The organism is Kitasatospora sp. NPDC018058 (genome assembly GCF_044327205.1).
GTDB lineage: Bacteria > Actinomycetota > Actinomycetes > Streptomycetales > Streptomycetaceae > Kitasatospora.
Genome location: NZ_JBIRFA010000005.1, coordinates 229631 through 255293, shown reverse-complemented (window position 1 = coordinate 255293; position 25663 = coordinate 229631). Strand labels below are relative to the sequence as shown.

The following is a 25663-nucleotide window of genomic DNA, read 5'->3' as shown; positions in this document are numbered from 1 at the left end:
GAACGAAGGTAAGACCCATGACCACACTGCTGGACGGCTACCGCGAGCACATCCTCAACGCGCACAAGCAACCGCTGTTCCTGCTGCTGGTCGGTTTCATCACCTCCTTCGTCTTCATCCGGTTCAGCGTGCGGATGATCCGCGCCCAGGTGCGCTGGTGGCCGGGCAACGTCACCCCGGGCGGCCTGCACATCCACCACATGGTGTTCGGCCTGGGCTTCCTGCTGGTCGGCGGCATCGGGGTGTTCGCCACCTACGGCGGGAGCCCGTGGATCGAAGTGTTCGGGCTGGTCTTCGGCATCGGCTGCGGCCTGGTGCTGGACGAGTTCGCGTTGATCCTGCACCTGGACGACGTGTACTGGAGCGAGCAGGGCCGCAAGTCGGTGGACGCGGTGATCTTCGGCATCCTGTTCACCGCCCTGCTGCTGATCGGGTACGTGCCGTTCGGCGCCCTGCCCGGCGAGGAGACCAGGTGGGGTCTGATCACGGTGATCTCGGTGAACGCGCTGGCCTCGGTGATCACCCTGCTCAAGGGCAAGGTGTGGACCGGCCTGCTCGGGATCATGGTCCCCGGCCTGTCCTGGATCGGTGCGATCCGGCTGGCCCGTCCGAGCAGCCCGTGGGCCCGCTGGCGGTACAAGCCGCGCTCCCGGCGCCGGGCACGTGCGCTCCGGCGTGAGCGCCTGCTGCACCGGCGCGCCGACCGGGCCCGCACCTGGCTCTTCGACCTGATCGCCGGTGCTCCGGACAAGGTGTCCGCCAACCACCCGGCCGCCCACCGGGTCGCCGAGCGGATGGCCGCCCGGGCCAGCGCCCACCTCGACGCGCACGCCGCCCGGGCGCTGGCCCGCCGTCAGGCCCGGCTGGTCGACCGGCGCTCGGCGGCCGCCACCAGGGCGGTGACGCACCCGCTCACGGCGCAGGCGCAGCCCGGCGAGGGCGCCTCCGGGAGCGGCCCGGGCCGCTCCCGCGGGGCACAGCAGCGTCGTCGTGCGGTCCGGGCCGGGCGCAACCGGACGTACGGGCTCGGTGCGACCGGGCAGCAGCGCCGGCCTCAGCGCCACCCCCACCTGCGGACGCGCACCTATGGGATCCACCGGTAGTCCGTACGCCCGGCACGCCCTGCGTGCACCCGACCAGAGTTGACGCATGGTCGGATCATCGGATGGTCACCCGGCCGGCGGGGCGCGTCTGAGATGTGAAAAGCGGCTGAATTGAGAACATGATGGGCGAATGACCGTTCTGTCGCATGATGGGATGATTCGTCGGACCTCCCGCCGCCCGGCCGCCGTCCGCCCGCGAGCCGCTCGGCGTCCGCCGCCATCCCCTCCGGACCCGTGAGAAGGGATGTTCCGTGGCGCGCAGGCTCCTGCCGACCCTCCTGTTGTCCCTCACCGCCCTGCTCGGGTTGCTCCCCGCCGCCCAGGCCGCCCCGGCGGACCCCGAACCGGCGGCCGGCCGGGCCCGGGGCGATGACGGGGGAGAGGACCCGTACCCGACCACCGAGGAGATCGACCGGGCCCGCGCCGAGGCCGACGGCAAGGCCGCCTCGGCCGCCGCCCTGGAGGCCGAGCTCACCGCCGCCCGGGCCGAACTCGACCAGGCCGAACGCGGAGCCGAAGAGGCCGTCGAGGCCTACAACGGCGCCCAGCTCGCCCTCACCCGGGCCCGCGACGAGGAGACCGCCGCCGCCGGGCGCGCGGCCGCCGCCGAGGCCGAGCGCACCGCGGCCGCCGAGGACGCGGCCCGACTGGCCGCCGAAACGTACCGACAGGGCGCGGGCGCCGAACTGTCCGCGCTCAACGCCCTGCTCGGCGCCCACGGCCCGCGCGAGGCCGGCGAGCGAGCGGCCGCGGTCGGCGTGGCCAGTGGGCGCACCCGGCAGATCCTGGACGCCGCCACCTCCACGGCCGCCGCCGCCAGGACCGCCTCCGCCGCCGCCCGGACCGCCACCGAGACCGCCGAGAAGGCCGCGGCCGAGGTCGGCGCCGCCAAGGCCCGGGCCGAGCAGCGACTCGCCGCCCAGCAGGGCGAGGTCGCCGCCGCCACCAGCCGCCACGAGAACCTGCTCGCCGAACTGGCCGCCGCCCGGCACACCACCGTCGAGCTGGAGCGCGAACGCCGCGACGCCCTGGAAGCGGCCGCCGCGGCCGCCGCAGCCGCCACAGCCGCCGCAGCCGCAGCCGCGACCCCGGTGCCGCCGCCCCCCGCCGGCCCCTGGTCCGCCGAGGGCGCGGCCGCCGCCGTGGCCTTCGCCCGATCCAAGATCGGCCTGCCCTACATCTGGGGCGGCGAGGGGCCGAACGGCTACGACTGCTCGGGGCTGACCATGATGGCCTGGCGCACCGGCGGCAAACGGCTCAACCACTTCGCCGCCGACCAGTACGCCCAGTCCACCCCGATCAGCTACCGCCAACTGCGCCCCGGCGACCTGGTCTTCTGGACCAAAACCGGCCGCGCCGCCGACATCCACCACGTCGGCCTCTACATCGGCGACGACCAGATGATCGAAGCCCCCCGCGTCGGCATGCCGATCAAGCAGGCCAGCCTCTGGATCATGGGCACCCCGAACTTCTACGCCCGCCCGTAGCCACGAGGGCGGCCAGGGCGGAGCCGATCGACCCCGCCCGCCCGGCCCGGTCAGCCCCGCTCGGCGAGCTCGTCCTCCAGCCGACTGATCCGGCGGGCGGACGCCTGCCAAAGCCGGACGAAGGTGACGAGCACCGTCACCACACCGACGCGGACGGTGCCGCTGAGCTGGTCGTCGCAGTGGCTCCACCCGTAGTGGGCGTCGCAGGAGGTGAAGAAGGCCAGGTAGAGCGTCCATATCCAGCCCGCCAGCGCGAGCAGCGTCAGCAGCACCTGAGCGCCCTTGCCGAACAGGCTCTCCCACAGGTCCGCATGCCGTTTCGCCGCGGCTTCCTTCTGCGCGAGCAGCTCCGAGACATCCATGGTTCCCCCCCATCGTCCGTCGATCATGTGCCCCGCAGGCTACCGGCCGGTCGGGGCGCTCCCGCCCGAGCATGTCGGCGGCCGACGCTAGCGTGGCTGCTCCGACCATTCCTGAGGAGGAACCGTGCGGCTGCGGAACGTGGAAGCGGGCGACGTCGAGGCGTACGTCCGGATGCGATGTGACACCGGGATGATGGCCGAGCTGGGCGGGCCGCTCCCGCGGGAGGCGGTGGAGGCGCGGCTGCGCAAGGACGTCGAGCTGGCGGCGGCGGACCGCTCCTGGATCAAGGCGATCGTCCCGGACGGCGCCGACGACGAGGCGGCCGGCACGATCGTGCTCTGGCAGGACGAGGAGGACGGCACCGTCGTCACCGAGATCGGCTGGATGGTGCTGCCGGAGTACCAGGGCCGCGGCCTGGCCAAGGCGGCGGTGCGTGAACTGCTGGACGACGCCGCGCGGGACGGCCGCTGGGGCGAGGTGCACGCCAACCCGGGGGTGACCAACGGCCCGTCCAACGGGATCTGCCGGGCGCTCGGCTTCCGGCTGCTCGGCGAGCGTGACCTCGACTTCGCGGACCGGATTCTGCGCACCAACCACTGGGTCGTGACGCCGGGCGAGCACACCGGATCGGGGACGGTATAAATCGGATGCCACCCCCGGGTCACCGCCGTACGGTGGCCCGATGGGCAACATCATCGATGACACCTCCGCTGACACCGTGAACGGGCTCCAGGTCCGAGCCGTCTCCGTGGAGGAGGTGGAGGCCTGGAACCGGGCGCTCAACTTCGGCTTCCTGCGTCCGCACGCTGGTGTCGCGCCGGAGCTGCGCCGCATGCAGTGGGAGCCGGGCCGGATGCTGGCCGGGTTCGACGGGGACCGCCAGATCGCCACCTACCGCAGCTTCGACGTGGAGCTGACCGTCCCCGGCGGGGCCGTCGTCCAGGCCGACGCGATCACCAACGTCACGGTCAGCTCGACGCACCGCCGCCGGGGCCTGCTCAGCGCGATGGTGCGGCGCGACCTCGCCTCCGCCGCCGAGCGCGGCTGCGCGGTCGCCATCCTGATGGCCGCCGAGTACAACATCTACGGCCGGTTCGGCTTCGGCCCGGCCACCCGGGGCTGCGGCTGGAACATCGACCTGCGGCGCACCCGCGGTCTGCGCGAGGGCCTGCCCGGTGTGCCCGGCGGCCGGATCGACTTCGTGACCCTGGCGGAGCAGCGCGAGCTCGGCGCCGAGCTGTACGACCGCTGGCGGCTCACCCAGCCGGGCGCGATCGCCCGCAACGAGATCTGGTGGCAGCGCAACACCAACGAGATCCGGGTGCCGGGCGACGACTTCAAGGAGCCGTTCACCGCCGTCCACCGGGACGCCGACGGTGAGGTCACCGGTCTGGTGGTCTACCGGGTCGAGAACAAGTGGGACGGCGCCTACCCCGACTCGGTGCTCACCGTGGACGAGTTCATCGCCCTCGACCTGCCCACCGCGGTCGAACTGTGGCGACTGGTGCTGTCCGTCGACTGGGTGCGCAAGGTCGCGGTGGAGAGCGTCTCCCCGGACGACCCGCTGCCGCTGCTGCTCCAGGACCCGCGCGCGGCGACGCCGCACGAGGCGAACTCCGACTTCATGTGGCTGCGGCTGCTGGACGTCGAGGCCGCGTTCAACGCCCGGACGTACGGCGCCCCCGGCCGGTTGGTGCTGGAGGTCGAGGACCGGCTCGGCTACGCCTCGGGGCGCTTCGCGATCGAGGTCGCCGAGGACGGCACCGGCCGCTGTGCCCGGACCGCCGACGACGCCGATCTCGCCCTCGGGGCCTCCGAGTTGGGCTCGCTCTACCTGGGCTCCGAGACGGCCCCGAGGCTGGCCGCGGCGGCGCTGCTCACCGAGCTGCGCCCGGGTGCGGCGGCCGCCGCCGACCTGCTGCTGCGTGCCCCGCTGCGGTCCTGGACGCCGACCGAGTTCTGAGTCGCCGGTACGCGTCGGAGGTCGGACCGCGCAGCGCGGTCCGACCTCCGACGTCACAACGTCCCCTGGAACGGCGCTACTTGACGGCCGTCTTGCCGATCGTGGGGAGGATGAAGTCCTGGATCAGCCCCTTGGCGTCGCGCACGATCGGCCGGAACACCCGGTAGCGCGACAGGTTGATGACCCGGGCCGCCAGCGGCGTCGAGCGTCGGACGAACTCCCTGGTCCGCTCGGTGTCCTCGGTCCGGTCGAAGACCCAGTAGAGCACCACGACCATCAGGTGCAGCCAGAGCACGTCGGGCAGCAGCTCGACCAGCTCGGCGTCCAGCTTCGGCGCCAGCTCCGAGCCCTGGAGGACCTCGCGGAACAGCTCGACCGCCGTCGCCCGGGCCGGGTGGGACTCGTTGGAGAACGGACTCAGCGAGCTGGTCGGGTCGGCCGCGGTGCGGAAGAACTGCGCGGCGAACTCGTGGTACGGGGCCGCCGTGTCCAGCCAGGAGGTCAGCGCGATCCGCAGCCGCTCGCCGAAGTCCCGGGTGTGGGCCATGCGGCGCCTGGCGTCGGCCGCGTGGTCGTAGGTCATCCGGTCGTAGAACCCCTGGATCAGGAATTCCTTCGCCGAGAAGTAGTAGTAGGCGTTGCCGACCGAGACGCCCGCCTCGGTGGCGATCGCGCGCATCGTGGTCTTCTCGTACCCACGCTCCTGGAACAGCCGCATGGCCGTCTCCAGGATCAGCGCCCGGGTCGCCTCGCTCTTGTCGGTCTTCGGCTGGGCCCGGCCGCCGGGCATGGGCCCGGTGTCCGTGCCGGGTGCGGCCGCAGGCTCGGCCGCACCCTTCTCGTCGTCCGTTCGGTTCGTCGCTGCCAGGTCGTCCACGGCACGAGCCTAGCCGGAGAGGACGTTCCACCCGGTGTCGGTGTTGTCGGTGCTCGCGGCACCGGATGCCCCCTCCGCATCCGGTGCCGCGACCACCGCCCCCGTGATTTCGAACGCGTTCAAAAGCTGATGGGAACTGTAGTGGGTTCGATTGAACATGTTCAACTCCATCTCTGTGGGAGGCTCGTCACATGATCGGTTCAGGGCAGACCACCATCCGGCACGGCGGAGTGCAGGACGCCGCGGGCGTCGCCGAGCTGCACGCCGACAGCTGGCGCACCACGTACCGGGGGATCGTCCCCGACGAGGCGCTCGGGGACGGGCTGGCCACCCAGCGGCGCGAGCTGTGGGAGCTGCGCCTGGAGGCGGACTACGGTGAGCCGGAGAACACTCCGGTCCTGCTGATCGCCGAACAGGCCGGTGAGACGGCCGGGTTCGTCTATCTGGTGCCGCAGCCCGACGGTCGGGTGCTGGTGGACAACCTGCACGTCCGCCCCGGCCGCACCGGCGGCGGCATCGGCCGCGAACTACTGGTCGCCGCCCGTGCCGAGGTCGCCGAGCGGCACCCCGGGGCCGAGCTGTACCTGGAGGTGCTGAGCGGCAACACCCGCGCGATCGCCTTCTACGAGCGCGAGGGCGGGGTGTGGATCAGGGCGCAGGAGGGCGTCTTCCCGGGCGGCCACCTGCTGCCCGAGTGCGTATACGCCTGGCCGGCCGTACCCGGGCCGGCCACCGACCGGGAATCGGCCGGTGGTCAGTCGACGTCGTAGACCGTCACCGGTATGCCGCGCGCCGTCAGGCGGGCCGCCACCAGCGGTTCGACCTTCGCCCAGCGCCCGCCCGCCAGTCCGCAGCCGATCCGCGGCATGTGGACGGAGGCGCCGAGTTCGAGCGCGCGCTCGCCCAGGGCGGCCAGCGCGGTGTCGACCGCCTCGTACCGCACCGGCACTCCGGTGGAGCGCCCGGTCCGGATGCCGCGCTGGCCGACCATGTTGGCCACCCAGACGTACGGCTCGACCTGCACCAGTTGCAGGCCGCCGAGGCCGAAGTCGTTCTTCGCCCGCTCCCGGTGCCAGCGTCGGAACGCGGCCTCGGGCTCGGGCCAGCGTCTGGAGAGCGCGAGCACGAAGCCCTTGCCCCAGCCGCCGAGATCGTTGCAGACGTGCGCGATCACCTTCACGCCCTTGCCCTGGGGCGTGGTGGCATCGCCTCGGACGTAGGTGATTTCCGCCATGCCTCGAAGTTAGACGGAGGCACTGACAACCCGCTCGGGATTTTCCGGCGCCTGCTCCTTTCGCGCCGCCGCCGGCTGCTTTCGCGTCATCAGGTGCCGTCGCCCGGTCAGTGCGATCAGCAGGGCGAGCGCGGCGGCCGAGGCCGGCAGGGCGTAGCCGGTGCCGGGGGCGGCGTGTTCGGCGAGCGTCCCGGCGAGCGCCGCGCCGGCCGAGATGCCGACCACGATGCCGGACACCGCCACCGCCATTCCCTCGTTGAACTGCCGCTGCGGCAAAAGCTCCTGGACCAGCGTCATCCCGGTCACCATGGTCGGTGCGGTGGCGGTGCCGGCCGCGAACAGTGCCACCCCGAGCACCCCGAGCCCCGCCCCGCCCAGTCCGGCGGCGAGCGGCAGCAGCAGCACGCCGGCCATCGCGCCCGCCCCGATCAGGAAGCGCGCACCGGGCGCCCGACGCGGGGTCAGCAGCCCGAACAGCAGCCCGGCCACGCAGGAGCCGGCCGCGACCAGGGCCAGCAGTCCGCCGGCCGCCGCCTTGTGGCCGAGCGCGTCGGCGTAGGCCACGGTGGTGATCTCGGTCGCGCCGAAGACCATCCCGGTGGCCAGGAAGGTCAGCACCAGCACCCGCAGCCCGGGCACCCGCAGCGGGGAACCGTGCGCCCGCTCCTTCATCGAGGCCGAGGCCGGAGCCGGGGCCGGCGGCAGCGGCGGTTCGGTGCGCCGTTGGGCGGCGAACAGCAGGGCGCCGGCGGCGCCGAAGGTGCCGGCGGTGAGCAGTCCGGCCTCCGGGGCGAGCGTCGTGCAGAGCAGCATCGCGAGCACCGGTCCGGCCATGAAGCAGAGCTCGTCCAGGGCCTGTTCGAAGGAGTTGGCCAGGTGCCGGGCGGCAGGGTCGTCCCGGTACAGGTGCGCCCAGCGGGCCCGGGCCATGCCGCCGAGGTTGGGTGCGGCCGCGCAGGCCGCCCAGCAGAGGTACAGCGTCCAGTCGGGCGCGCCGAGCCGGACGCAGAGCAGCAGGGCGAGCAGCGGGACGACGTTGTACAGCGCGGCCGGCACGGCCACCCGCGACTGCCCGTACCGGTCCACCAGCCGTCCGAGCAGCGGCATCCCGATCGCTCCGGTGACCAGCCCGGCCGCCGAGACCGTCCCGGCCAGCGCGTACGAGCCGCGCCGTTCGGCGAGCAGCACCACCAGCGAGACGCCGTTCATCGACAGGGCGATCCGGCCGAGCATTCCGGCCAGGGTGAAGGCGGCGGCGCCGGGGGCCGAGAACAGCCGGCGGTAGGAGGCGAGGAGGGCAGGCGAGGGCAATCGGGCTCCTGAGCGGGGAGAAGGGGGGATGCCCCAAGCCTGACGGTGCCGGTGGACGGACGTCCAACACCTGTTTCGTCGCACTCACAACACGGTGTTGTTAATCTGCCGTCCATGCCCCGTGACCTGCACCCCCGTCTGCTCCGCGGTTTCCTCGCGACCGCCGAGACATTGCACTTCGGCCGGGCCGCCGAGCGGCTGCACGTCGCCCAGCAGGCGCTCAGTCGGGACGTCCGCTCCCTGGAGGGGCTGCTCGGCGAGGCGTTGTTCACCCGCACCACCCGCAGCGTCGAGCTCACCCCGGCCGGGCGGCTGCTGCTGCCCCGGGTGCGCCGACTCCTCGCCCTGCACGACGAGATCCTCGCCGAGGCCGGCGCCGGGGCCGCCGCCCGGCCGCTGCTGCTGGACCTCAACAGCGATGTCACCGGCCCCGACCTGACCGCCGGCCGGGTGCTGGAACGGGCCCGGGACGCCTGGCCGGAGGGTGATCTGCTGGCCCGCTTCCACGGCGGCCTGGCCGCGGCCGCCACCGAACTGCTGGCGCACCGGCTGGACGCCTCGTTCGGCCGCTTCGCCGGGCTGCCCGCCCCGGTGTGCGGCCAACTCGCGCAGCTGCCGGTGCGGTTGGAGCGGGTCTCGGTGATGATGGCGCAGACCCATCCGCTGGCCGGCCGCCCGGTGCTGCGGCTGGCCGAGCTGACCGGGCACCCCGTTGACATCTGCGCGGGCAATCCGGCCACCACCGAGTGGACCGACCTCGGCGAGCGGCTGCTGCGCGAGCACGGCCTGGCCGCGGCCGCGCCGTACGTCCCGCCGGTGGGTCTGGACGAGACCGCCCGCTACCTCGCCCGGCACGGCGACCCGATGCTGACCACGGTGGGCGGGCCGAGGATCCCGGGGGCGGTGAACGTGCCGCTGGTGGAGCCGGTGCCGCTGAGCCTGGTCAGCCTGGTGCACCGGCCCGGCGAGCGCCATCCGGGGCTGCGCGCGCTGGCCGCCGCGGCGGCCGAACTCGGTGCGGCCGAGGGATGGTTGCGCCGCCCGGCGGGCAGCTGGCTGCCGTCGGCGGACGCGGCGCTCGTGGGGGCATAGGACGCCGCCCCTGCCCCGGGGGGATGGGCGGGGGCGGCGGTCGGTGGGCGGCGACAGGGGCCGCCGGGGCCGTGGACGGCCGGGTCAGGCCGCCTTGACGGCGGAGATGTCGAAGCTGAGCTTGACCTTCTCGCCGATCAGCACGCCGCCGGTCTCCAGGGCCGCGTTGTAGGTCAGGCCGAAGTGGGTGCGGTCCACGACCGTCTTGCCCTCGAAGCCGACCCGCTCGGCGCCGTAGGCGTCGGTGGCGCTGCCGGTGAACTCCAGGTCGAGGATCACCGGGCGGGTGGTGTCCTTGATCGTGAGCTCGCCGGCCATCCGGTAGGAGTCGTCGCCGAGCAGCTCGGTGGAGGTGCTGCGGAAGCGGATCTCCGGGTAGGCGTCGGCGGCGAAGAAGTCGCCGGTGCGCAGGTGCTCGTCGCGCTGGGCCTGGTTGGTGTCGATGCTGGCGACCTTGATCACCAGGTCGGCCGAGGAGTTGCCCGGCGTGGCACCGTCGAGGTGCAGCTTGCCGTCGTACTCGGTGAAGCGGCCCTTGACGTTGGTGACCATCGCGTGGCGGACCGAGAAGCCGATCTCGCTGTGCATGGTGTCGATCGCCCAGTCGCCGGTCAGGTGCGACAGGTCCGGGCCGGCCGCGGTCGGGACGGCGACGGGGGCGGTGGTGGCGGTCTTGGTGCGGTTGAACAGGCCCATGGCTCCTCCTCGGGTTCGAAGCCATTTGTTTAGGCTTCAACTTCTTGGCTCCAGCGTATGCCGCTTTCGTTCAAATTTCAACCACAGGTCCGCGGTTTTCTTCCGGACCACCCGAACGGCCCATCGCGGCGGCCCGGCGGCCGTCGCCCGAGCGCCCGACGGCCGCTGTCGGACCGCCCCGTTAGGCTGCGAAGAACGGTTCCCCCGCCCCGAGAGGCCCCACATGTTCGTCCTGCACGCGCTCTGGCGGGCGGACGGACGGCTGGCCCTCTGGGCCGAGGACGCCCGCGCCCACCCCGGCACCGCCGAACCGCGGCCCGACCGGCCCGCCCCCCGCGCCCACCCCTACGCCTGCCCGGCCGGAGAACTGGCCGCCGTACTCGGCGGCATCGGGCCCGGCCTCGGCTGGGTCGCCGGGCAGGCCCCCGAACGCTGGGCCACCCTGCTGCTGCCCACCGTCGGCACCCTGCCCGCCCCCTCGCCGGACCTGCCGGTCACCCCACCGCGCGGCGGCGCCGTCCTCGCTCCCTGGCGGGTGCCGGCACTGCTCTTCGACGCCGCGGCCGCCGCCCAACTGCTCGGCGAGGTGCACGATCCGCACTGGGCCGTCACCGGCACCGACCTGCCCGGCACCGGCCGGGTCGAGGTGGTGTACGGGCCCTCGCTGCGCTGGCTCACCGGGGTGCACGACCTCGCCTGGCGGTCGGTCGGCCGCGGCCGGCTGCTGCCCCGGCCGGTGTCGACCGACGGCCGGCCGCAGGCCCGCTGGCGGCCCGACCCCACCCCGGCCGGGCGCCGGGAAGCCGCCGCGCTGGCGGCGGGTTGCCCGCCCGTTCTGCTGGGGGAGTGGCCCGACGGCGCCGGAACGGGCGAGGCACTGCTGGACGCCGCCCTCGGCGCCCTGGTGGACGCCGAGGCCCGCGCCGCACTGGCCGACCGGCCCTTCCCCTCCGCCGGCACCTCCGCCGCCGACCGGTGGCTGCACGCCCTCAGCACCCCCTCCGGCGAACTCGCCGACGTCCCTGCCGAGGAGTTCGCCGAACTGCGCCGCCGGATCGACGCCTGGTACGCCGCCGCCGAACCCGCCGAACCCGCGCTGCGGCTCTGCTTCCGCCTGCTCGAACCGCTCGGCCCCGACCCGGAAGACCCCGAGGGCCGTCCCTCCGACGACGCCTGGCAGCTGGAGTTCCTGCTCCAGGCCGTCGACGAGCCCTCCCTGCTGGTCCGCGCCGCCGACCTGCACGAGGGCGGCGCCGCGTACGCCACCCTCGCCCGCAAGGCCGCCGACCCGGCCGACGTCCTGGCCGCCGAACTCGCCCGCGCCGCCCACCGCTGGCCCGCCCTGGACGGGCTGCGCCACCGCTCCCGCCCGTCCGCCCTCCCGCTCGACCGGGCCGGCGCGCTGGACTTCCTGCGCACCGCCGCGCCCGCCCTCGCCGAGAGCGGCTTCGGCGTGCTGCTGCCCGCCTGGTGGCGCCGCCGCCCCCGACTCGGGCTCGTCCTGCGGGTCACCACCCCGCCCGCGCCCGGCACCCTCGCCGTCACCAGCCAGGTCGACCGGGACGCTGTGGTCGCCTTCCGCTGGCAGGCCGCCCTCGGCCCGGACGGCACCCCGCTCACCGAACGGGAACTCGCCGAACTCGCCGCCGCCAAGCAGGGCCTGGTGCGGGTCCGCGGCACCTGGTTGGAAGCCGACCCGACGCAGATCGCCGCCGCACTCGCCTTCCTCAGCGAACAGCGTGACGGCGTGCTGGCCGCCGCCGACCTGCTGCGGCTCGCCCTCGACCCCGAGGCGACGGTCGCCGGACTGCCGGTCACCGCCGTCCGCGCGGACGGCCCGCTCGGCGAGCTGCTCGCCGGACGCACCACCGCCGACCCGGCCGGCTCCGAAACCCCGGCTCTGCCACCGGACTTCCGCGCCGAACTGCGCCCGTACCAGCGGCGCGGCCTGGCCTGGCTGCGGACGATGTCCGGGCTCGGCCTCGGCGCCGTCCTGGCCGACGACATGGGCCTCGGCAAGACCGTCCAGACCCTCGCCCTGCTGGCCGCCGAACAGGCCGAGGGGGCAACCGGCCCGACCCTGCTGGTCTGCCCGATGTCCCTGGTCGGCAACTGGCAGCGTGAGGCCGAACGCTTCGCCCCCGGCCTGCGGCGCCACGTCCACCACGGCACCGGCCGCCTCGGCGCCGATCGACTCGCCGAAGCCGTACGGGGGGTGGACCTGGTCATCACCACCTACGGGCTGGTCCAGCGCGACCTCGCCGCGCTGCGCGCGATCCGCTGGCGCCGGGTGGTCGCCGACGAGGCGCAGCACATCAAGAACTCCGGCACCGCGCAGTCCCGGGCGATCCGCGCCCTGCCCGTCACCCGCCACCGGATCGCCCTGACCGGCACCCCGGTGGAGAACCGGCTCGCCGAACTGCACGCCGTGCTGGACTTCGCCAACCCCGGCCTGCTCGGCCCGGCCGAGCGCTTCAAGGAGCGCTACGCGATCCCGGTCGAACTGCACCGCAGCCCCGAGCGCACCGCCGAACTCCGGCGCCGCACCGCCCCGTTCGTACTCCGCCGACTCAAGTCCGACCCGGCGGTGGCGGCCGACCTGCCCGCCAAGCAGGAGATGACCGTCTGGTGCAACCTCACCGCCGAGCAGGCCGGGCTCTACCAGGCCGTCGTCGCCGACCTCCTGCAGCGGGTCGAGGGCATCCGGGGCGTGGAGCGGCGCGGCACCGTGCTGGCCGCGATCGGCAAGCTCAAGCAGGTCTGCAACCACCCGGCCCAACTGCTGCACGACGGCTCGCCGTTGGGTGAACGCTCGGGCAAGGTCGCCCGGCTCGCCGAACTGCTGGAGGAGGCGTTGGCCGAGGGCGACCGGACACTGGTCTTCACCCAGTACGCCGAGTTCGGCACCATGCTGCGCCCGTACCTGGAGCGCCGACTCGGCGAGGAGGTGCTCCACCTGCACGGCGGCGTCCCCCGCGCCCGCCGCGAGGAGCTGGTCCACCGCTTCCAGTCCCCGGACGGGCCGAGGGTGTTCCTGCTCTCGCTGCGAGCCGGCGGCACCGGACTCAACCTGACCGCCGCCAACCAGGTGATCCACCTGGACCGTTGGTGGAACCCGGCGGTCGAGGAGCAGGCCACCGACCGAGCCTTCCGGATCGGCCAGCGCCGGGACGTCCAGGTCCGCCGCCTGGTCTGCGTCGGCACCGTCGAGGAGCGGATCGACGAACTCCTCACCGCCAAACGCGCCTTGGCCGACACCGTGGTGGGCGAGGGGGAACACTGGCTGACCGACCTGCCGGTCGAGGCGCTGCGCGAACTGGTCGCCCTCACCCGCGAGGACGCCGTCGCCGAGGAGGAACCGTGACCGACCGACCGCAACAGCCCAAGGCTCCCGTGGTCAACGTCTCCGCCTACTGGCGCGGCGACTTCACCCTGCGTTCCGACCGGCCGGACGAGGATCCCGACGAACCCTCGCTGCGCCGCCTCGGCCGCTCCGGCATCACCGTGCACGGCCGCGACCTCGCCGCCCTGCTCGCCCCCGCGTACGAGACCTTCCGCAGCTGAACCGTCCACCCCTACCCTGCGGTAACGTCCCGAGGGTGACGGACACTTCAGACACCCGCCTCGCCGACTTCGAGCAGCACCGGCGGATGGTCTTCGGCATCGCCTACCGGATGCTCGGCAGCGTCGCCGACGCCGAGGACCTGGTCCAGGACACCTGGCTGCGCTGGAGCCAGGTCACCGGCCCGGTCGCCAGCCCCGGCGGCTACCTGGCCCGTACGGTCACCAACCTCTCCCTCAACCGGCTGGACTCGGCCGTCGTCCGCCGCGAGTCCTACGTCGGCCCCTGGCTGCCCGAGCCGCTGGTCACCGAGCCGGACGCGACCGACGGCGTCGAACGCGCCGAGACCGTGTCGCTCGCCCTGTTGGTGGTGCTGGAGAGCCTGTCCCCGCTGGAACGGGCGGTGTTCGTCCTCAAGGAGGCCTTCGGCTTCTCCTACCTGGAGATCGCCGAGGCCCTGGACCGCACCGAGGCCGCCTGCCGCCAGGTCGGCAGCCGGGCCCGGGCGCACGTCCGCGCCCGCCGCCCCCGCTACGACGCCCCGCCCGAGCTGCGCCGCCGGGCCACCGACGAGTTCCTGGCCGCCTGCGTCGGAGGCGACCTCAACCGGATGCTGGAACTGCTGGCCCCCGACGTCACCTCCTGGAACGACGGCGGCGGCGTGATCACCGCCGCGCTGCGGCCGATCACCGGCGCGGAGAAGGTCGCCCGCTTCATCCTCGGTGTGCTCCACAAGCTGGGCGAGGACGCGGGCGCCCGCCCGGTCCTGGTCAACGGCGAACCCGGCGTGCTGATCACCGTGAACGGCGCGGTCGACTCCGTCTCGGTCCTCGACTTCACCGAGGGGCCGGACGGCGAACCGCTGATCTCCGCGATCCGCGCCGTCCGCAACCCCGAGAAGCTCGCCCACCTCGCTTGACCCTCGACCAGGTCGAGCCCGGAGAGTCATCGGCATGGAGAGCGAGCTGCACAGCATCGGCGAGCTGGCCCGCGCCAGCGGCCTGGGTGTCGGCACCCTGCGCTACTACGACGGCGCCGAGGTGCTCACCCCCGCCTGGGTCGACCCGCACACCGGCTACCGCTGGTACCGGCCCGGCCAACTCGCCGACGCCCGGCTGCTGGCCCGGCTGCGCCGGGTCGGCCTGCCGCTGGCCGGCATCCGCGCCGTGCTCGGCACCGGCCCCGGCAGCGGCGCGGCCCGACAGGTCCTCGACGCGCACCTGCGCCGGCTGGAGGACGGCCTGGCCGACGCCCGCCGAGAGCTCTCCCTGATCCGCACGATGATCGAGCAGAGGGAGCAGCCGATGACCACCACCCCCACCGGGACCCGCCTCACCGTCCCCGCCGACGGCCTGGCCGCCGCCCTGGACGCGGTCCGCTTCGCGGTCAGCGGAGACCCCGAACTGCCCTCCCTCGCCGGGGTGCTGTTCGAACCGGACGGCCCGGTGCTGCGCCTGGTCGCCACCGACCGCTACCGAATGGCCCTCGCCGAAGTACCCGCCACCGGCACACCCGACCAGCCGACCGCCGGCACCATCGTCCCGACCGCACTGGTGGACGCCCTGCGCGCCCTGCTCGCCGCCGACCCCACCCAGGCGGCCCTCACCCTGGCCGACGGCCACTTCCGCGCCGAGGTCGGCGGCCACCGGATCGAGGGTGCCGCGCTGGACTTCGACTACCCCGACCACCACGCCCTCACCCGGCTCGACCCGCAGCACCGGATCGCCCTGCCCGCCGCCGAACTGCGCGCCTCCGTCGAGACCGGCGCCACCCGCACCCTCCCCTCCGGCCCCCAGGGCACCGACTGCGCGGTCACCGTCCTGACCCTCACCGAGGACGGCCGCCTCGCCGTCGCCGCCGACCTCGGGGCCCAGCAGGTCCAGGTCGCCGTCAACCGCGACTTCCTCCTCGACGCCCTCCGCGCCGGCCACCCCGAGCAGCTCCTGCTCGAACTCGGCGGCCCGATCGCCCCGCTCGCCATCCGCACCCCCGGCCAGACGGGCACCTTCTCCGTCCTGATGCCCGTCCGCCTCCCCGACACCGTGTAACCCCCGGCCCGCCCACGGGCGAACCACTGATCGCCTGCGCCGAGGCCGTCGGCGCCCGGCTACTCCGGCCGCCCGGTTACCACCCGGGCGGCCGACACCCCGCCGCCGTCAACGCCGCCCTGTGCGGACTCCGGTCCTGAAGCGGCTCTGCAAGGATCCTCCGCATGAGCACCGACTCCGAAGTCCCGACCCCCGACGGCGGCCACCTGTGGGCCGAACGCCGCGGCGCCGGCCGCCCGGTGGTGCTGCTGCACGGCTCCGGCATGGACTCCCGCCTGTGGGACGCCGTCGCCCCCGAGCTGTCCCGCCACCACGACGTGATCCGCTACGACGCCCGCGGCCTCGGCCGGTCCGCGCCCCCGGAACGGACCTTCGACGACGTCGAGGACCTGCGCGCCGTCCTGGACCACTTCGACCTCGACCACGCCGCCCTGGTCGGCCTGAGCATGGGCGGCGAGACCGCACTGGACTTCACCCTCGCCCACCCGGAACGGGTCACCGCCCTGGCCCTCGTAGGCGCCTCCGTCAGCGGCCACGACTGGCCGCCGTCCCCGGAGACCTCCGCCTACACCGAAGCCCGCCGCCAAGGCGACGCGACAGCGCTCGCGGACCTGGAACTGTCCGTCTGGGCCGCCCTCGGCCACACCGCACCCGGCGGAACGCTGATCGAAACGATGGTGCGGGAGAACGCGACCCGCCGCATCACCAGCGAACACCACCTCGCCGGCGCCCCGGCCCGGAACGCCGAATCCCAGCTCGCCCGGATCACCGCCCCCACCCTGGTCGTCCACGGCACCCACGACCACCCCGAGATCGCCGCCATCGCCGCCCGCCTCGCCACCGACATCCCCGACGCCCGCCACCACGTGCTCCCGAACGCCGACCATTACCTCCCCCTCCGCACCCCCAACCACCTCACCGCCCTCCTCCTCACCCACCTGGCCTAACCCCCACAACCGCCCTGACCCCCACCCACACCACCCCACCCACTCGCCCACCCCCACCCACTCGCCCACCCCCACCCCCTCCACCCCGTCCCCCTCTAGCGAGAGGGACGCGCTGCGGGAGGGGCGGTGGAGGGGGTGGCCCGGAGAGGGGCGTTACGGGTGATTTTCAGACTGCCAACGACGCTCGGCCCCCACCCACAGCATCGGCAGTCTGAAAATCACCCAGCCCCCGGAGCGGCCCCCCCCGGAACCGCCCCGCTCCCACCCTCCCGAGAGCCCCCCACAAACACCCCCCCCCGCTTGCCCCCGCTAGCGCCCTGCTTGCAATTGCAAGCACCCTGCTGCACCCTGTCCCCATGGCCTCACTGAACGTCGGCTCGCTAGGCGAGTACATCCGCGAGCAACGCCGCAACGCGCAGTACTCGCTGCGCCAGCTGGCTGAGGCCGCCGGCGTGTCCAACCCGTACCTCAGCCAGATCGAGCGAGGGTTGCGCAAGCCGAGCGCGGAGATCCTGCAGCAGATCGCGAAGGCGCTGCGGATCTCGGCGGAGACGCTCTACGTCCAGGCCGGGATTCTGGAGGAGCGGCGGGGTGAGGGCCTGGAGCTCAGGGCCTCGATCCTGGCCGATCCGCTGATCAACGAGCAGCAGAAGCAGGCACTGCTCGCGGTCTACGACGCCTTCCTCAAGGAGAACGCCGCTTCGGCCTCCGGTCCGACGACCGACGCCGCAACCATCCAGAACACCCCCCGGGAGGACCGGTAACCATGCCGATCACCGACGACATCAAGAAGACCCTCACCGACCCGACCCCGCTGTACGCCCTGGCCGGCGCCGGGGACCTCGCCTACGAGAAGCTGCGCGAGGTGCCCGGCAGGGTCGAGGCGCTGGCGGCGGACCGCAAGGGCGCGCAGGACAAGGCCACCGCCAAGCTGCACGAGGCGCAGGAGCTGCTGGTCGGGGCGCCCGCCAAGGTCACCGAGGCTGTCACCGCCCTCCCCGCCGATCTGAAGGCCCTGCAGGAGCGGGCCCAGGACTTCGCCCTCCAGCAGGTGGCCCGCGCGGTCGAGTTGGCCGTGAAGGCCAAGGAGACCTACGACGAGCTGGCCGAGCGCGGCAAGGTCGTGGTCGACAAGACCCGCCCGCAGGACGGCGTCACCCAGCCGGCGGCCGAACTCGGTGAGCAGCCCGCCGAGGTCGAACCGGTCGGGGACGCCGCCGCCGAGCCCGCCTCGAAGAAGTCCGCCCGGGCCAAGAAGAGCAGCATCCCCGACCAAACGGACTGACCCGCGCCCGCACAGCGGGGCACATCCGCTGGCGGCGGGACGTTGACAGCACTGCGGACGGTCGCCGTGCCAGGATGGGCGACGGCCGGGGTGCGGCAAGCCGAGAGACGTAGGAGATCGCGATGACCGGAGTGTTCCAGATTCTGGCCTTTTCCTACCTGAACCCGTTCTGGTGGATGGCCGTGGCCATCCTGGGCTACAAGCTCTTCGCGCTGCTCGACGCGGCCACCCGCCGCGAGGACGCCTACCGGGCGGCGGACAAGAAGACCAAGGGGTTCTGGCTGGCCGTCCTCGGGCTCAGCTTCGGGTGGGACCTGCTGTTCGGGGCGAACTTCCTCGGCAGCATCGGGACCCTGGTCGGCCTGGTCGCCTCGATCGTCTACGTGGTGGACGTCCGCCCGGCGATCCGGGCGCTGACCGGTGGCACCGGCCGGGGCGGCCGCAGCAACACCGGCCCGTACGGCCCCTGGTAGGCCGCGACAGTCGAAGCGGAGGACAACGCCGCAGCCCGGGACGGGAGTTCACCCGCCCGGGTTGCGGCGTTTCCGCAAGGGCCGCTCAGCCGGGAACAGTCGGGAACCGGCCGGGGAGTCAGCCGGGGAGTCAGCCGAGGATCAGCTGCACGGGATTGCGTTCCAGCAGCAGCACCGCGACGTCGTCGGTCAGCGCGCCGCCGTTCAGTTCCTCGACCTCGGCGATCGCGCTGTCGACCAGTCGGCCCCGGGTCAGTCCGGCGGACTGGTGGTCGGCGATCAGGTCGGCCAGCCCGTCCTGCCCGAGGCGGCGGGACCCGGCCCCGACGCGGCCCTCGATCAGTCCGTCGGTGTAGAGCAACAGCCGCCAGCCGGGCCGGAGGTCGAGCTCGTGCGCGGGCCAGGCGGCCTGCCCGTCGTGGCAGGGCAGCAGGCCGAGCGCGGGACCGGCGAGGTCGGCGGGCAGGGAGACCGGGGCGTGGTCGTGGCCGAGCAATAGCGGGGCCGGGTGCCCGGCGAGGTAGAGCCGGGCCCGTTCGCGGGTGCCGAGCGCGTCGAGCCCGGTGTCGGTACCGCCGGGCTCGATGACCAGCATGCAGAGCGTCGCGAAGATCTCGTCGCTGCGCCGTTCGTGCTCCAGTACGTGCTGGAGGGTGGTGAGCAGGGCTTCGCCGGTGAGGCCCGCGAAGACCAGGGTGCGCCACGCTATCCGGAGCGCGACGCCGAGCGCTGCCTCGTCCGGGCCGTGGCCGCAGACGTCGCCGATCACGACGTGGACGGTGCCGTCGTCGGTGCGCACGGCGTCGTAGAAGTCGCCGCCGAGCAGGGCGCGGCGGCGGCCGGGGCGGTAGCGCCGGGTGAAGGAGAGCCCGGCGCCGTCCAGCAGCGGGGTGGGCAGCAGGTGGCGTTGGAGGCGGGCGTTCTCCTGGCCGCGCAGCTCGGCCTCGACCAGGCGGCGCTGGGACTCGTCGGCGCGTTTGCGTTCGACGGCGTAGCGCAGTGCGCGGGCCAGCAGCGGGCCGTCGGTCTCGTGTTTGAGCAGGAAGTCCTGGGCGCCGGCGGCGACGGCGGCGGCGCCGAGTTCGGCCCCGGCGGCGTCGGTGAGCACCACGACGGGGATGTGCGGGGCGCGGCGGAGCAGCTCGTGCAGGCCTTCCAGGCCGTCCGAGGCGTCGGAGGGGTGCGGTAGGTCGGCGGGGGAGGCCAGGTCGAGCAGCACGCAGCCGAACCCGGGGCCGCGGGCGCGTCCGCGTCGGGCGGCGGAGGAGGCCTGGGCCAGCAGCCGGGTGGCCTGGTCGAGGCCGCGGGCCCAGTGGATCTCGATCGAGGTACCGCTGTCGGCGACCGCGGCCTTGATCAGCTGGGCGTCCGAGGCGTCGTCCTCGATGACCAGCAGCCGCAGCGGTGCGGCGCCGCCGTCGGCGGGCCCGTCACCCGGTGCCGGAGCGTTTCCCACGCCGGCCGTGGGCGACGGGTGCCGCACGCCGTGCGCGGCCCGGACCGCCTGCGACCGGGGGTGAGGTATCGGGGGAACCGCCGTTGCCGGACCCGTCGTCGCCGGGTGCTTACGGGCATGGCCGACGGGGGCGCCGTCATGGGCGCCCGGCAGGTCCGCGGCACCAGGTGCCCGCCCGTCTCCCGTTGCGGGCATCGGTGGTTCCTCCCTTTCCCCGACTGCGTAACGGCCGGCGTCCGTCCGCAGTGCCCTCCTGGCACCTCGCGTCGGGGAACTTCTCGCGACCATAACGTGATCTCCGGGGATTTCTCTGGCCGACCGGCGCCGTTGTGGCTATTGCCACGCCGGTGGCGGTGTGGTGATCGGACTCGGACGACGGCTCGGATCCCCGCCCGGCGGCTGCCGGGAGGGCCCGGGGAAGGGGGTAGGTGATGGTGACGCGGATCACCCTGGTCGAGGGTGACATCACGGAACAGCAGGTGGACGCGGTGGTGAACGCCGCCAACTCGTCCTTGCTGGGCGGTGGTGGGGTGGACGGCGCGATCCACCGCAGGGGCGGGCCGCAGATTCTGGAGGAGTGCTGCCGGCTGCGGGCCTCGCACTGGGGCAAGGGGCTGCCCACCGGGCGCGCGGTGGCGACCACGGCCGGGCGGTTGCCGGCCCGGTGGGTGGTGCACACCGTCGGGCCGGTGTACCTGGCGGAGGAGTACGAGGAACGGGCTGAGCTGCTGGCCTCCTGCTATCGGGAGTCGCTGCGCGTGGCGGCGGAGTTGGGGGCGGCCACGGTGGCCTTCCCGGCGGTGTCGGCCGGGATCTTCGGCTGGCCGCCGGTGGATGCGGCCCGGATCGGGCTCGGCACCGTCGCCCGGGTGCTCGACGGCGGCGACGCGCACGCGGGCGCGGAGCTGGCGGAGGTGCGGTTCGTGCTGTTCGGGTCGGAGATGTACGAGGTGTTCGAACGGGCCCTGGGGGAGCTGCTCGGCCAGGGCGACTGACGGCGGTGCGCGACTGGGCGTGACGGGCGCCGAGCGGCGTGTGGCGGCGCCGCTCGCCAGCCTCCATCGTGGCGTGACGAGGCGTCAACACGCCAGAGATATTCGATAACTCGTTCGAGTGAATGCAGTGCATCGCTCACCAGAGCTGCCGGGCGTCGCCCACCGGAGCCAGGGCGCGCCGCCCACCGGAGCCGGGGGCGTGCGCGACTACGGCGCGAGTGCCGTCCAGGGCACCGTGACCTCGCCCTGCCGCCACCGCCCGCGCGGGTCCACCAGCGGCCAGCTGCCCGCCAGCGCCGTGCACGCCGCCACCCAGCGCTGCCGCGCCCCGAACGCCCCGTACGGCGCGGCGGCCGCCCAGGCCCGGTCGAACTCGGTCAGGAAGGAGTGCACCGGCTGGCCCGGCACGTTGTGGTGGATCAGCGCCTTCGGCAGCCGTTCGGCCAGGTCGGAGGGCTGCTCCAGACCGCCGAGCCGGGCCGCGAAGGTCACCGTCCGGGGCCCCTCCGGGCCGAGCGCGACCCAGACGTGCCGCCGCCCGATCTCGTCGCAGGTGCCCTCGACCAGCAGCCCGTCCGGGGTCAGCCGGGCGCACAGCCGCTCCCACACCCCGGCCACCGCCGACTCCTCGTACTGCCGCAGCACATTGGCCGCCCGGATCAGCTGGGCCGGCGCGCCGCCGTCCAGCGGCACCTCGAAACCGCCGCGCCGGAAGGTGAGCAGCGGCGGCTCGGCGTACGGCAGCGCGGCCGTGACCCGCTCCGGCTCGATCTCGATCCCGACCACCCGGACGTCCGGCCGCACCGCGCGCAGCCGCCCGGCCAGCTCCACGGCCGTCCAGGGCGCCGCGCCGTAGCCGAGGTCGACCGCCACCGGCGGCCGCTCGGCGGCGCGCAGCGTACGACCCAGGGTGTGCGCGATCCAGCGGTCCATCCGGCGCAGCCGGTTGGTGTTGGTGGTGCCCCGGGTGACGGTCCCCACCGGACGGCCGGTCCGTCCGCGGGCGGGCGCGGTGGTCGCGGGGTCGAAGGAGGCAGCCATGCCCAGAAGGGTAGTCGGGACGGCGACGGCACCTCCTGGGCGGCGGCACCCCCCGGGACGGCGACGGCACCGCCCCTGACCAGCGGGGCTGCCGCGCCGGCCGGGGGAGCCAGCCGGTCCCTGTCATCTCACCGCCCGGACCGGGAATGCCGGACGGCCGCCGCGTGGTTGGCACACTGGTGGTGTTGTGTGCCCGGACGGGGCAGCGCACACCGGACATGCGGCGGCCCGTTCACGCGGACCGCCGAGACGGGCCGCACACGAGGAGGCTTCAGCCAGGTGATCCAGCACCCCGTCCGTTCGGTACGCCGTGCCCAGTCGGCCGCGCCCGCGCTCGGGCGGCTCCAGTCGTTCGTCCCGGGCCGCCGCCGCCCGCGCCGGATAGCCATGCTGAGCGTGCACACCTCGCCGCTGCACCAGCCCGGCACCGGGGACGCCGGCGGGATGAACGTCTACATCGTCGAGCTGGCCAAGCGCCTGGCCGAGCTCAACATCGAGGTCGAGGTCTTCACCCGGTCGATCTGCTCGGACGACGCGCCGACCGTCGAGCTGGCCCCGGGCGTGCTGGTCCGGCACGTCACCGCCGGGCCGTACGAGGGCCTGGTCAAGGAGGATCTGCCGGCCCAGCTGTGCGCCTTCACCCATGGGGTGCTGCGCACCGAGGCCGGCCACCGCCCCGGCCACTACGACCTGGTGCACTCGCACTACTGGCTCTCCGGACAGGTCGGCTGGCTGGCCGCGCAGCGCTGGGGGGTGCCGCTGGTGCACACCATGCACACCATGGCGAAGGTGAAGAACGCCGCGCTGGCCGAGGGCGACACGCCCGAGCCCGCGGCCCGGGTGATCGGCGAGACCCAGGTGGTCGAGGCGGCCGACCGGCTGATCGCCAACACCACCGAGGAGGCCGCCGAGCTGGCGTTGCACTACGGCGCCCGGCCGGACCAGCTGGCCGTCGTCCACCCCGGGGTGAACCTGGACGTCTTCCGCCCGGGCGGCCCGCCGGCCGCCGCCGCCGCCCGGGCCCGGCTGGGCCTGCCGCAGGACGCCGCCGTGCTGCTGTTCGCCGGCCGGATCCAGCCGCTGAAGGCGCCGGACGTGCTGCTGCGGGCGGTCGCCGCGCTGCTGGAGCGCAGTCCGGAGCTGCGCGAGCGCCTGGTGGTGCCGGTGGTCGGCGGTCCGTCCGGCACCGGGCTGGCCCGGCCGGAGAGCCTGCACAAGCTGGCCGCCCAGCTGGGCATCGGCGACGTGGTGCGGTTCCACCCGCCGGTCGGCCAGGCCCGGCTCGCGGACTGGTACCGCGCGGCGACGGCCCTGGTGATGCCGTCCTACAGCGAGTCCTTCGGGCTGGTCGCGCTGGAGGCGCAGGCCTGCGGCACCCCGGTGGTGGCGGCCTCGGTCGGCGGTCTGCCGGTCGCGGTGCGGGACGGCGAGACCGGCACCCTGGTGAACGGCCACGACCCGCTGGCGTGGGCCCGCGCGCTGGAGCCGTACGTCACCGACCGGGCGCTGGCGGCCCGGCGCGGCGCTGCGGCGGGCCGGCACGCGGCCGCCTTCGGCTGGGACACCGCCGCGGCGACCACCGCGGAGGTGTACGCCGGCAGTATGGCCCGCCCCGCCGGCCGGCTGGCCGGGGCCCTCCGCCGCTCGGTCTGAGCCCGCGCCGAGCCCGGCCCGCCGCGCGGTGCCGGGCCACGCCCCGCGGGCTGTGCTTCACCGGCTGCGCTTTACCGGTACTGGCGAGTAACGTCACCCCCATGGCAATCCGCACCAAGGACGAGGCCCTGACCCTCCTGCGCACCGCCCTGGACGAAGCCGGGGTGGCCTGGGAGCCGGCCGCCACCGACCCGTACACGCTGGTGGCGACCCTCCCGGGCACCCGCAAGCTGAGCACCACCTGCGCCCTGCGGGTCGGCGACCACACCCTGTCGGTGAACGCCTTCGTGATCCGCCGCCCCGACGAGAACCACGAGGCCGTCTACCGCTGGCTGCTGGAGCGCAACACCCGGCTGTACGGCGTCGCGTACGCGATCGACCGGCTCGGCGACGTCTACCTGGCCGGCCGCCTGCCGCTGGAGTCGCTCACCCCGCCGGCCGTGGACCGGCTGCTCGGGACGGTGCTGGAGAACGCCGACGAGCCCTTCAACACCCTGTTGGAGCTGGGCTTCGCCTCGGCGATCCGGCGCGAGTGGGAGTGGCGGACCAAGCGCGGGGAGTCCACCCGCAACCTGGCCGCCTTCGCCCACCTGGCCGCCCCGACGACCGACTGATCCAGGGCCACCGGGGCCTGTCCCTCGGGTCCTCGCCGGCTCCGACAAGGACCCGAAGGACAGGCTCTAGGCGCCCGCCGGAGCCTTCTCGGCCTCCGTCGCGGGCGCCGCCACCTCGGTCACCGCGTCGGTGCGGCGCCCGGCCGCGCCGGTCCGGCGGGCCAGCGCCACGTATCCGAGCGCCGCGACCGTGCCGACCGCCCCGCAGGCCAGCCAGAGCACCGCCGGCCCGGCGTGCTGGAGCAGCAGCCCGCCGCCCGCCGGGCCGAGCAGCGAGGCGAGCGACCAGGACAGCGAGTAGACGCCCTGGTACCGGCCGCGCGCATGGGTGGGCGCCAGCTCGGCGATCAGGCCCATCATCACCGGTGTGTGGAGGATCTCCCCGACCGTCCAGACCCCCACCGAGAGCGCGAACAGCCACGCCGAGGACCCGGCCAGCGCGGCCAGCCCGAAGCCCCAGCCGGTGAGCAGGCAGCTGGCGATCAGCAGCCCGGTCCGCGAGCGGCCCTCCATCCACCGGGTGAGCGGGATCTGCAGCACCACGATCAGCAGTCCGTTCAGTCCGATGACCAGCCCGTACTCGGTGGACGTGATGCCCGAGGCACCCATGTCCACGGCCAGCGTGGTGCTGCCCTGCTGGAAGAGCAGGGCGACCGTCAGGGTCAGTCCCACCAGTGCCATGAACGGGGCGTCCCGGAGCACGGTGACCAGGCTGGTCTTCGGCTCCTCGGCGCCGGCCGCCTGGCCGGGCGGGGTCTGCGGCTTGGTCTCCGGGATCCGGATGAAGATCACCACCGCGCAGATCAGCGTGGTCAGCGCGTCCAGCAGGAAGAGCGTGAGGTAGCCGTGGGTGGCGATCAGGCCGGCCGCGGCGGCCGAGAGGCCGAAGCCGATGTTGATCGCCCAGTAGTTCAGCGAGTACGCCCGGACCCGGTCCTCGGCCGGGACGAGGTCCGCGATGATCGCCGAGGTGGGCGGCCGGGTCGCGTTGTTGCACAGGCCCACCAGGAAGGCCACCACGGCGATCGCCACCTGGCCGTCCATGAAGCCGAGCACGGCGGTGGACAGCGCGGTGCCGAGTTGGGCGGCGACCAGCGTCGGCCGGCGCCCGATCCGGTCGGTCAGCACGCCCGCGCCGACCGCCGAGATCGCCGAGCCGAGGCCGAACAGCGAGGCCACCAGACCCGCGTAGGAGGGCGAGTACCCCCGCTCGGCGGTCAGGTAGAGCGCGAGGAAGGTGACGACGAACGATCCGAGGCGGTTCACCAGCGTGCTCACCCAGAGCCACCAGAACTGCCGTGGCAGCCCGCCCACCGTCTCCCGCACCACCTTTCGGATCCGGGGGTTGCTGACCAGGCTGACGAGCATGTGGGGGCTCCCGATGGCAGGCGTCCGCTGAGCGGCAGGGGCGGGCCCGCTCAGCCGACTCGTGTAAGTGGCGGATGCGCAGAGCGCACATTACC

Annotated in this window: 26 protein-coding genes; 17 read left to right on the top strand and 9 right to left on the bottom strand. The window is 74.0% G+C overall.

Features of this window, described 5'->3' with window-relative positions:
• Positions 1-17: 17 nt before the first annotated feature.
• Together ACH4E7_RS09565 and ACH4E7_RS09560 are read left to right on the top strand one after the other, a co-directional pair.
• A complete protein-coding gene (locus ACH4E7_RS09565; RefSeq protein ID WP_396248425.1) occupies positions 18-1103 on the top strand; it encodes a hypothetical protein in 1086 nt (361 codons plus the stop codon).
• A 251-nt stretch (positions 1104-1354) separates the two neighbouring features.
• On the top strand, positions 1355-2590 hold the full coding sequence (locus ACH4E7_RS09560; protein WP_396248424.1) for a C40 family peptidase: 1236 nt from the start codon (positions 1355-1357) through the stop codon (positions 2588-2590).
• A gap of 50 nt (positions 2591-2640) precedes the next feature.
• Here ACH4E7_RS09560 and ACH4E7_RS09555 read toward each other — a convergent pair whose 3' ends face one another.
• Positions 2641-2952, bottom strand: a complete 312-nt coding sequence (locus ACH4E7_RS09555; protein WP_396248423.1) for a hypothetical protein — start codon at positions 2950-2952, stop codon at positions 2641-2643.
• A gap of 124 nt (positions 2953-3076) precedes the next feature.
• Here ACH4E7_RS09555 and ACH4E7_RS09550 point away from each other — a divergent pair, with 124 nt between their 5' ends.
• Positions 3077-3595 (top strand): GNAT family N-acetyltransferase, encoded by a 519-nt coding sequence (locus tag ACH4E7_RS09550; RefSeq protein ID WP_396248422.1) that lies wholly within the window; start codon positions 3077-3079, stop codon positions 3593-3595.
• A gap of 40 nt (positions 3596-3635) precedes the next feature.
• Positions 3636-4916, top strand: coding sequence for a GNAT family N-acetyltransferase (locus tag ACH4E7_RS09545; protein WP_396248421.1), 1281 nt, complete (start codon positions 3636-3638; stop codon positions 4914-4916).
• 76 nt (positions 4917-4992) lie between these two features.
• Here the strand turns inward: ACH4E7_RS09545 and ACH4E7_RS09540 are convergent, their stop codons facing one another.
• Both ACH4E7_RS09540 and ACH4E7_RS09535 read right to left on the bottom strand, forming a co-directional pair.
• Positions 4993-5793, bottom strand: a complete 801-nt coding sequence (locus ACH4E7_RS09540) for a TetR family transcriptional regulator (RefSeq protein WP_396248420.1) — start codon at positions 5791-5793, stop codon at positions 4993-4995.
• Between the two features lie 9 nt (positions 5794-5802).
• Positions 5803-5952 (bottom strand): hypothetical protein, encoded by a 150-nt coding sequence (locus tag ACH4E7_RS09535; RefSeq protein WP_396248419.1) that lies wholly within the window; start codon positions 5950-5952, stop codon positions 5803-5805.
• A gap of 32 nt (positions 5953-5984) precedes the next feature.
• On the opposite strand from ACH4E7_RS09535, the gene ACH4E7_RS09530 reads away from it, so the two are divergent.
• On the top strand, positions 5985-6563 hold the full coding sequence (locus ACH4E7_RS09530) for a GNAT family N-acetyltransferase (protein WP_396248418.1): 579 nt from the start codon (positions 5985-5987) through the stop codon (positions 6561-6563).
• Here ACH4E7_RS09530 and ACH4E7_RS09525 read toward each other — a convergent pair.
• The gene (locus ACH4E7_RS09525) at positions 6548-7027 is read right to left on the bottom strand and encodes a macro domain-containing protein (RefSeq protein ID WP_396248417.1); all 480 of its coding nucleotides are present in this window, start codon (positions 7025-7027) and stop codon (positions 6548-6550) included. The two genes, ACH4E7_RS09530 and ACH4E7_RS09525, sit on opposite strands and share 16 nt — an antisense overlap.
• Before the next feature lie 9 nt (positions 7028-7036).
• Positions 7037-8338: an MFS transporter gene (locus ACH4E7_RS09520; protein ID WP_396248416.1), complete on the bottom strand. Its 1302-nt coding sequence runs from the start codon at positions 8336-8338 to the stop codon at positions 7037-7039.
• Between the two features lie 114 nt (positions 8339-8452).
• Here ACH4E7_RS09520 and ACH4E7_RS09515 point away from each other — a divergent pair, with 114 nt between their 5' ends.
• Positions 8453-9430 (top strand): LysR family transcriptional regulator, encoded by a 978-nt coding sequence (locus ACH4E7_RS09515; protein ID WP_396248415.1) that lies wholly within the window; start codon positions 8453-8455, stop codon positions 9428-9430.
• Between the two features lie 84 nt (positions 9431-9514).
• On the opposite strand, the gene ACH4E7_RS09510 is transcribed toward ACH4E7_RS09515, so the two are convergent.
• On the bottom strand, positions 9515-10126 hold the full coding sequence (locus ACH4E7_RS09510) for a YceI family protein (protein ID WP_396248414.1): 612 nt from the start codon (positions 10124-10126) through the stop codon (positions 9515-9517).
• A 223-nt stretch (positions 10127-10349) separates the two neighbouring features.
• On the opposite strand from ACH4E7_RS09510, the gene ACH4E7_RS09505 reads away from it, so the two are divergent.
• From ACH4E7_RS09505 to ACH4E7_RS09470, 8 genes are all read left to right on the top strand, one after another.
• Entirely contained in the window at positions 10350-13490 is a 3141-nt protein-coding gene (locus tag ACH4E7_RS09505; protein WP_396248413.1) for an SNF2-related protein, read from the top strand.
• Complete coding sequence (locus ACH4E7_RS09500; protein ID WP_396248412.1) at positions 13487-13690, top strand: hypothetical protein; 204 nt, start codon at positions 13487-13489, stop codon at positions 13688-13690. The genes ACH4E7_RS09505 and ACH4E7_RS09500 overlap by 4 nt, the downstream gene beginning before the upstream one ends.
• A gap of 86 nt (positions 13691-13776) precedes the next feature.
• On the top strand, positions 13777-14607 hold the full coding sequence (locus ACH4E7_RS09495) for an RNA polymerase sigma-70 factor (RefSeq protein WP_396248520.1): 831 nt from the start codon (positions 13777-13779) through the stop codon (positions 14605-14607).
• A 34-nt stretch (positions 14608-14641) separates the two neighbouring features.
• A complete protein-coding gene (locus tag ACH4E7_RS09490) occupies positions 14642-15736 on the top strand; it encodes a MerR family transcriptional regulator (RefSeq protein WP_396248411.1) in 1095 nt (364 codons plus the stop codon).
• A 164-nt stretch (positions 15737-15900) separates the two neighbouring features.
• Positions 15901-16683 (top strand): alpha/beta fold hydrolase, encoded by a 783-nt coding sequence (locus ACH4E7_RS09485; RefSeq protein WP_396248410.1) that lies wholly within the window; start codon positions 15901-15903, stop codon positions 16681-16683.
• A gap of 356 nt (positions 16684-17039) precedes the next feature.
• Positions 17040-17447, top strand: coding sequence for a helix-turn-helix domain-containing protein (locus ACH4E7_RS09480; RefSeq protein ID WP_396248409.1), 408 nt, complete (start codon positions 17040-17042; stop codon positions 17445-17447).
• A gap of 2 nt (positions 17448-17449) precedes the next feature.
• Positions 17450-17968: a hypothetical protein gene (locus ACH4E7_RS09475; protein WP_396248408.1), complete on the top strand. Its 519-nt coding sequence runs from the start codon at positions 17450-17452 to the stop codon at positions 17966-17968.
• 122 nt (positions 17969-18090) lie between these two features.
• Positions 18091-18441, top strand: a complete 351-nt coding sequence (locus ACH4E7_RS09470; RefSeq protein WP_396248407.1) for a DUF2516 family protein — start codon at positions 18091-18093, stop codon at positions 18439-18441.
• A gap of 130 nt (positions 18442-18571) precedes the next feature.
• On the opposite strand, the gene ACH4E7_RS09465 is transcribed toward ACH4E7_RS09470, so the two are convergent.
• Positions 18572-20092, bottom strand: coding sequence for a SpoIIE family protein phosphatase (locus tag ACH4E7_RS09465; RefSeq protein WP_396248406.1), 1521 nt, complete (start codon positions 20090-20092; stop codon positions 18572-18574).
• Positions 20093-20328: 236 nt separating this feature from the next.
• On the opposite strand from ACH4E7_RS09465, the gene ACH4E7_RS09460 reads away from it, so the two are divergent.
• The gene (locus tag ACH4E7_RS09460; RefSeq protein ID WP_396248405.1) at positions 20329-20892 is read left to right on the top strand and encodes an O-acetyl-ADP-ribose deacetylase; all 564 of its coding nucleotides are present in this window, start codon (positions 20329-20331) and stop codon (positions 20890-20892) included.
• A 207-nt stretch (positions 20893-21099) separates the two neighbouring features.
• Here the strand turns inward: ACH4E7_RS09460 and ACH4E7_RS09455 are convergent, their stop codons facing one another.
• On the bottom strand, positions 21100-21933 hold the full coding sequence (locus ACH4E7_RS09455; protein ID WP_396248404.1) for a class I SAM-dependent methyltransferase: 834 nt from the start codon (positions 21931-21933) through the stop codon (positions 21100-21102).
• Between the two features lie 279 nt (positions 21934-22212).
• Here ACH4E7_RS09455 and mshA point away from each other — a divergent pair, with 279 nt between their 5' ends.
• On the top strand, positions 22213-23586 hold the full coding sequence (gene mshA / locus ACH4E7_RS09450) for a D-inositol-3-phosphate glycosyltransferase (RefSeq protein ID WP_396248403.1): 1374 nt from the start codon (positions 22213-22215) through the stop codon (positions 23584-23586).
• A 101-nt stretch (positions 23587-23687) separates the two neighbouring features.
• The gene (locus ACH4E7_RS09445; protein ID WP_396248402.1) at positions 23688-24200 is read left to right on the top strand and encodes a YbjN domain-containing protein; all 513 of its coding nucleotides are present in this window, start codon (positions 23688-23690) and stop codon (positions 24198-24200) included.
• Positions 24201-24266: 66 nt separating this feature from the next.
• Here ACH4E7_RS09445 and ACH4E7_RS09440 read toward each other — a convergent pair whose 3' ends face one another.
• Positions 24267-25568, bottom strand: coding sequence for an MDR family MFS transporter (locus tag ACH4E7_RS09440; protein ID WP_396248401.1), 1302 nt, complete (start codon positions 25566-25568; stop codon positions 24267-24269).
• Between the last annotated feature and the right edge of the window lie 95 nt (positions 25569-25663).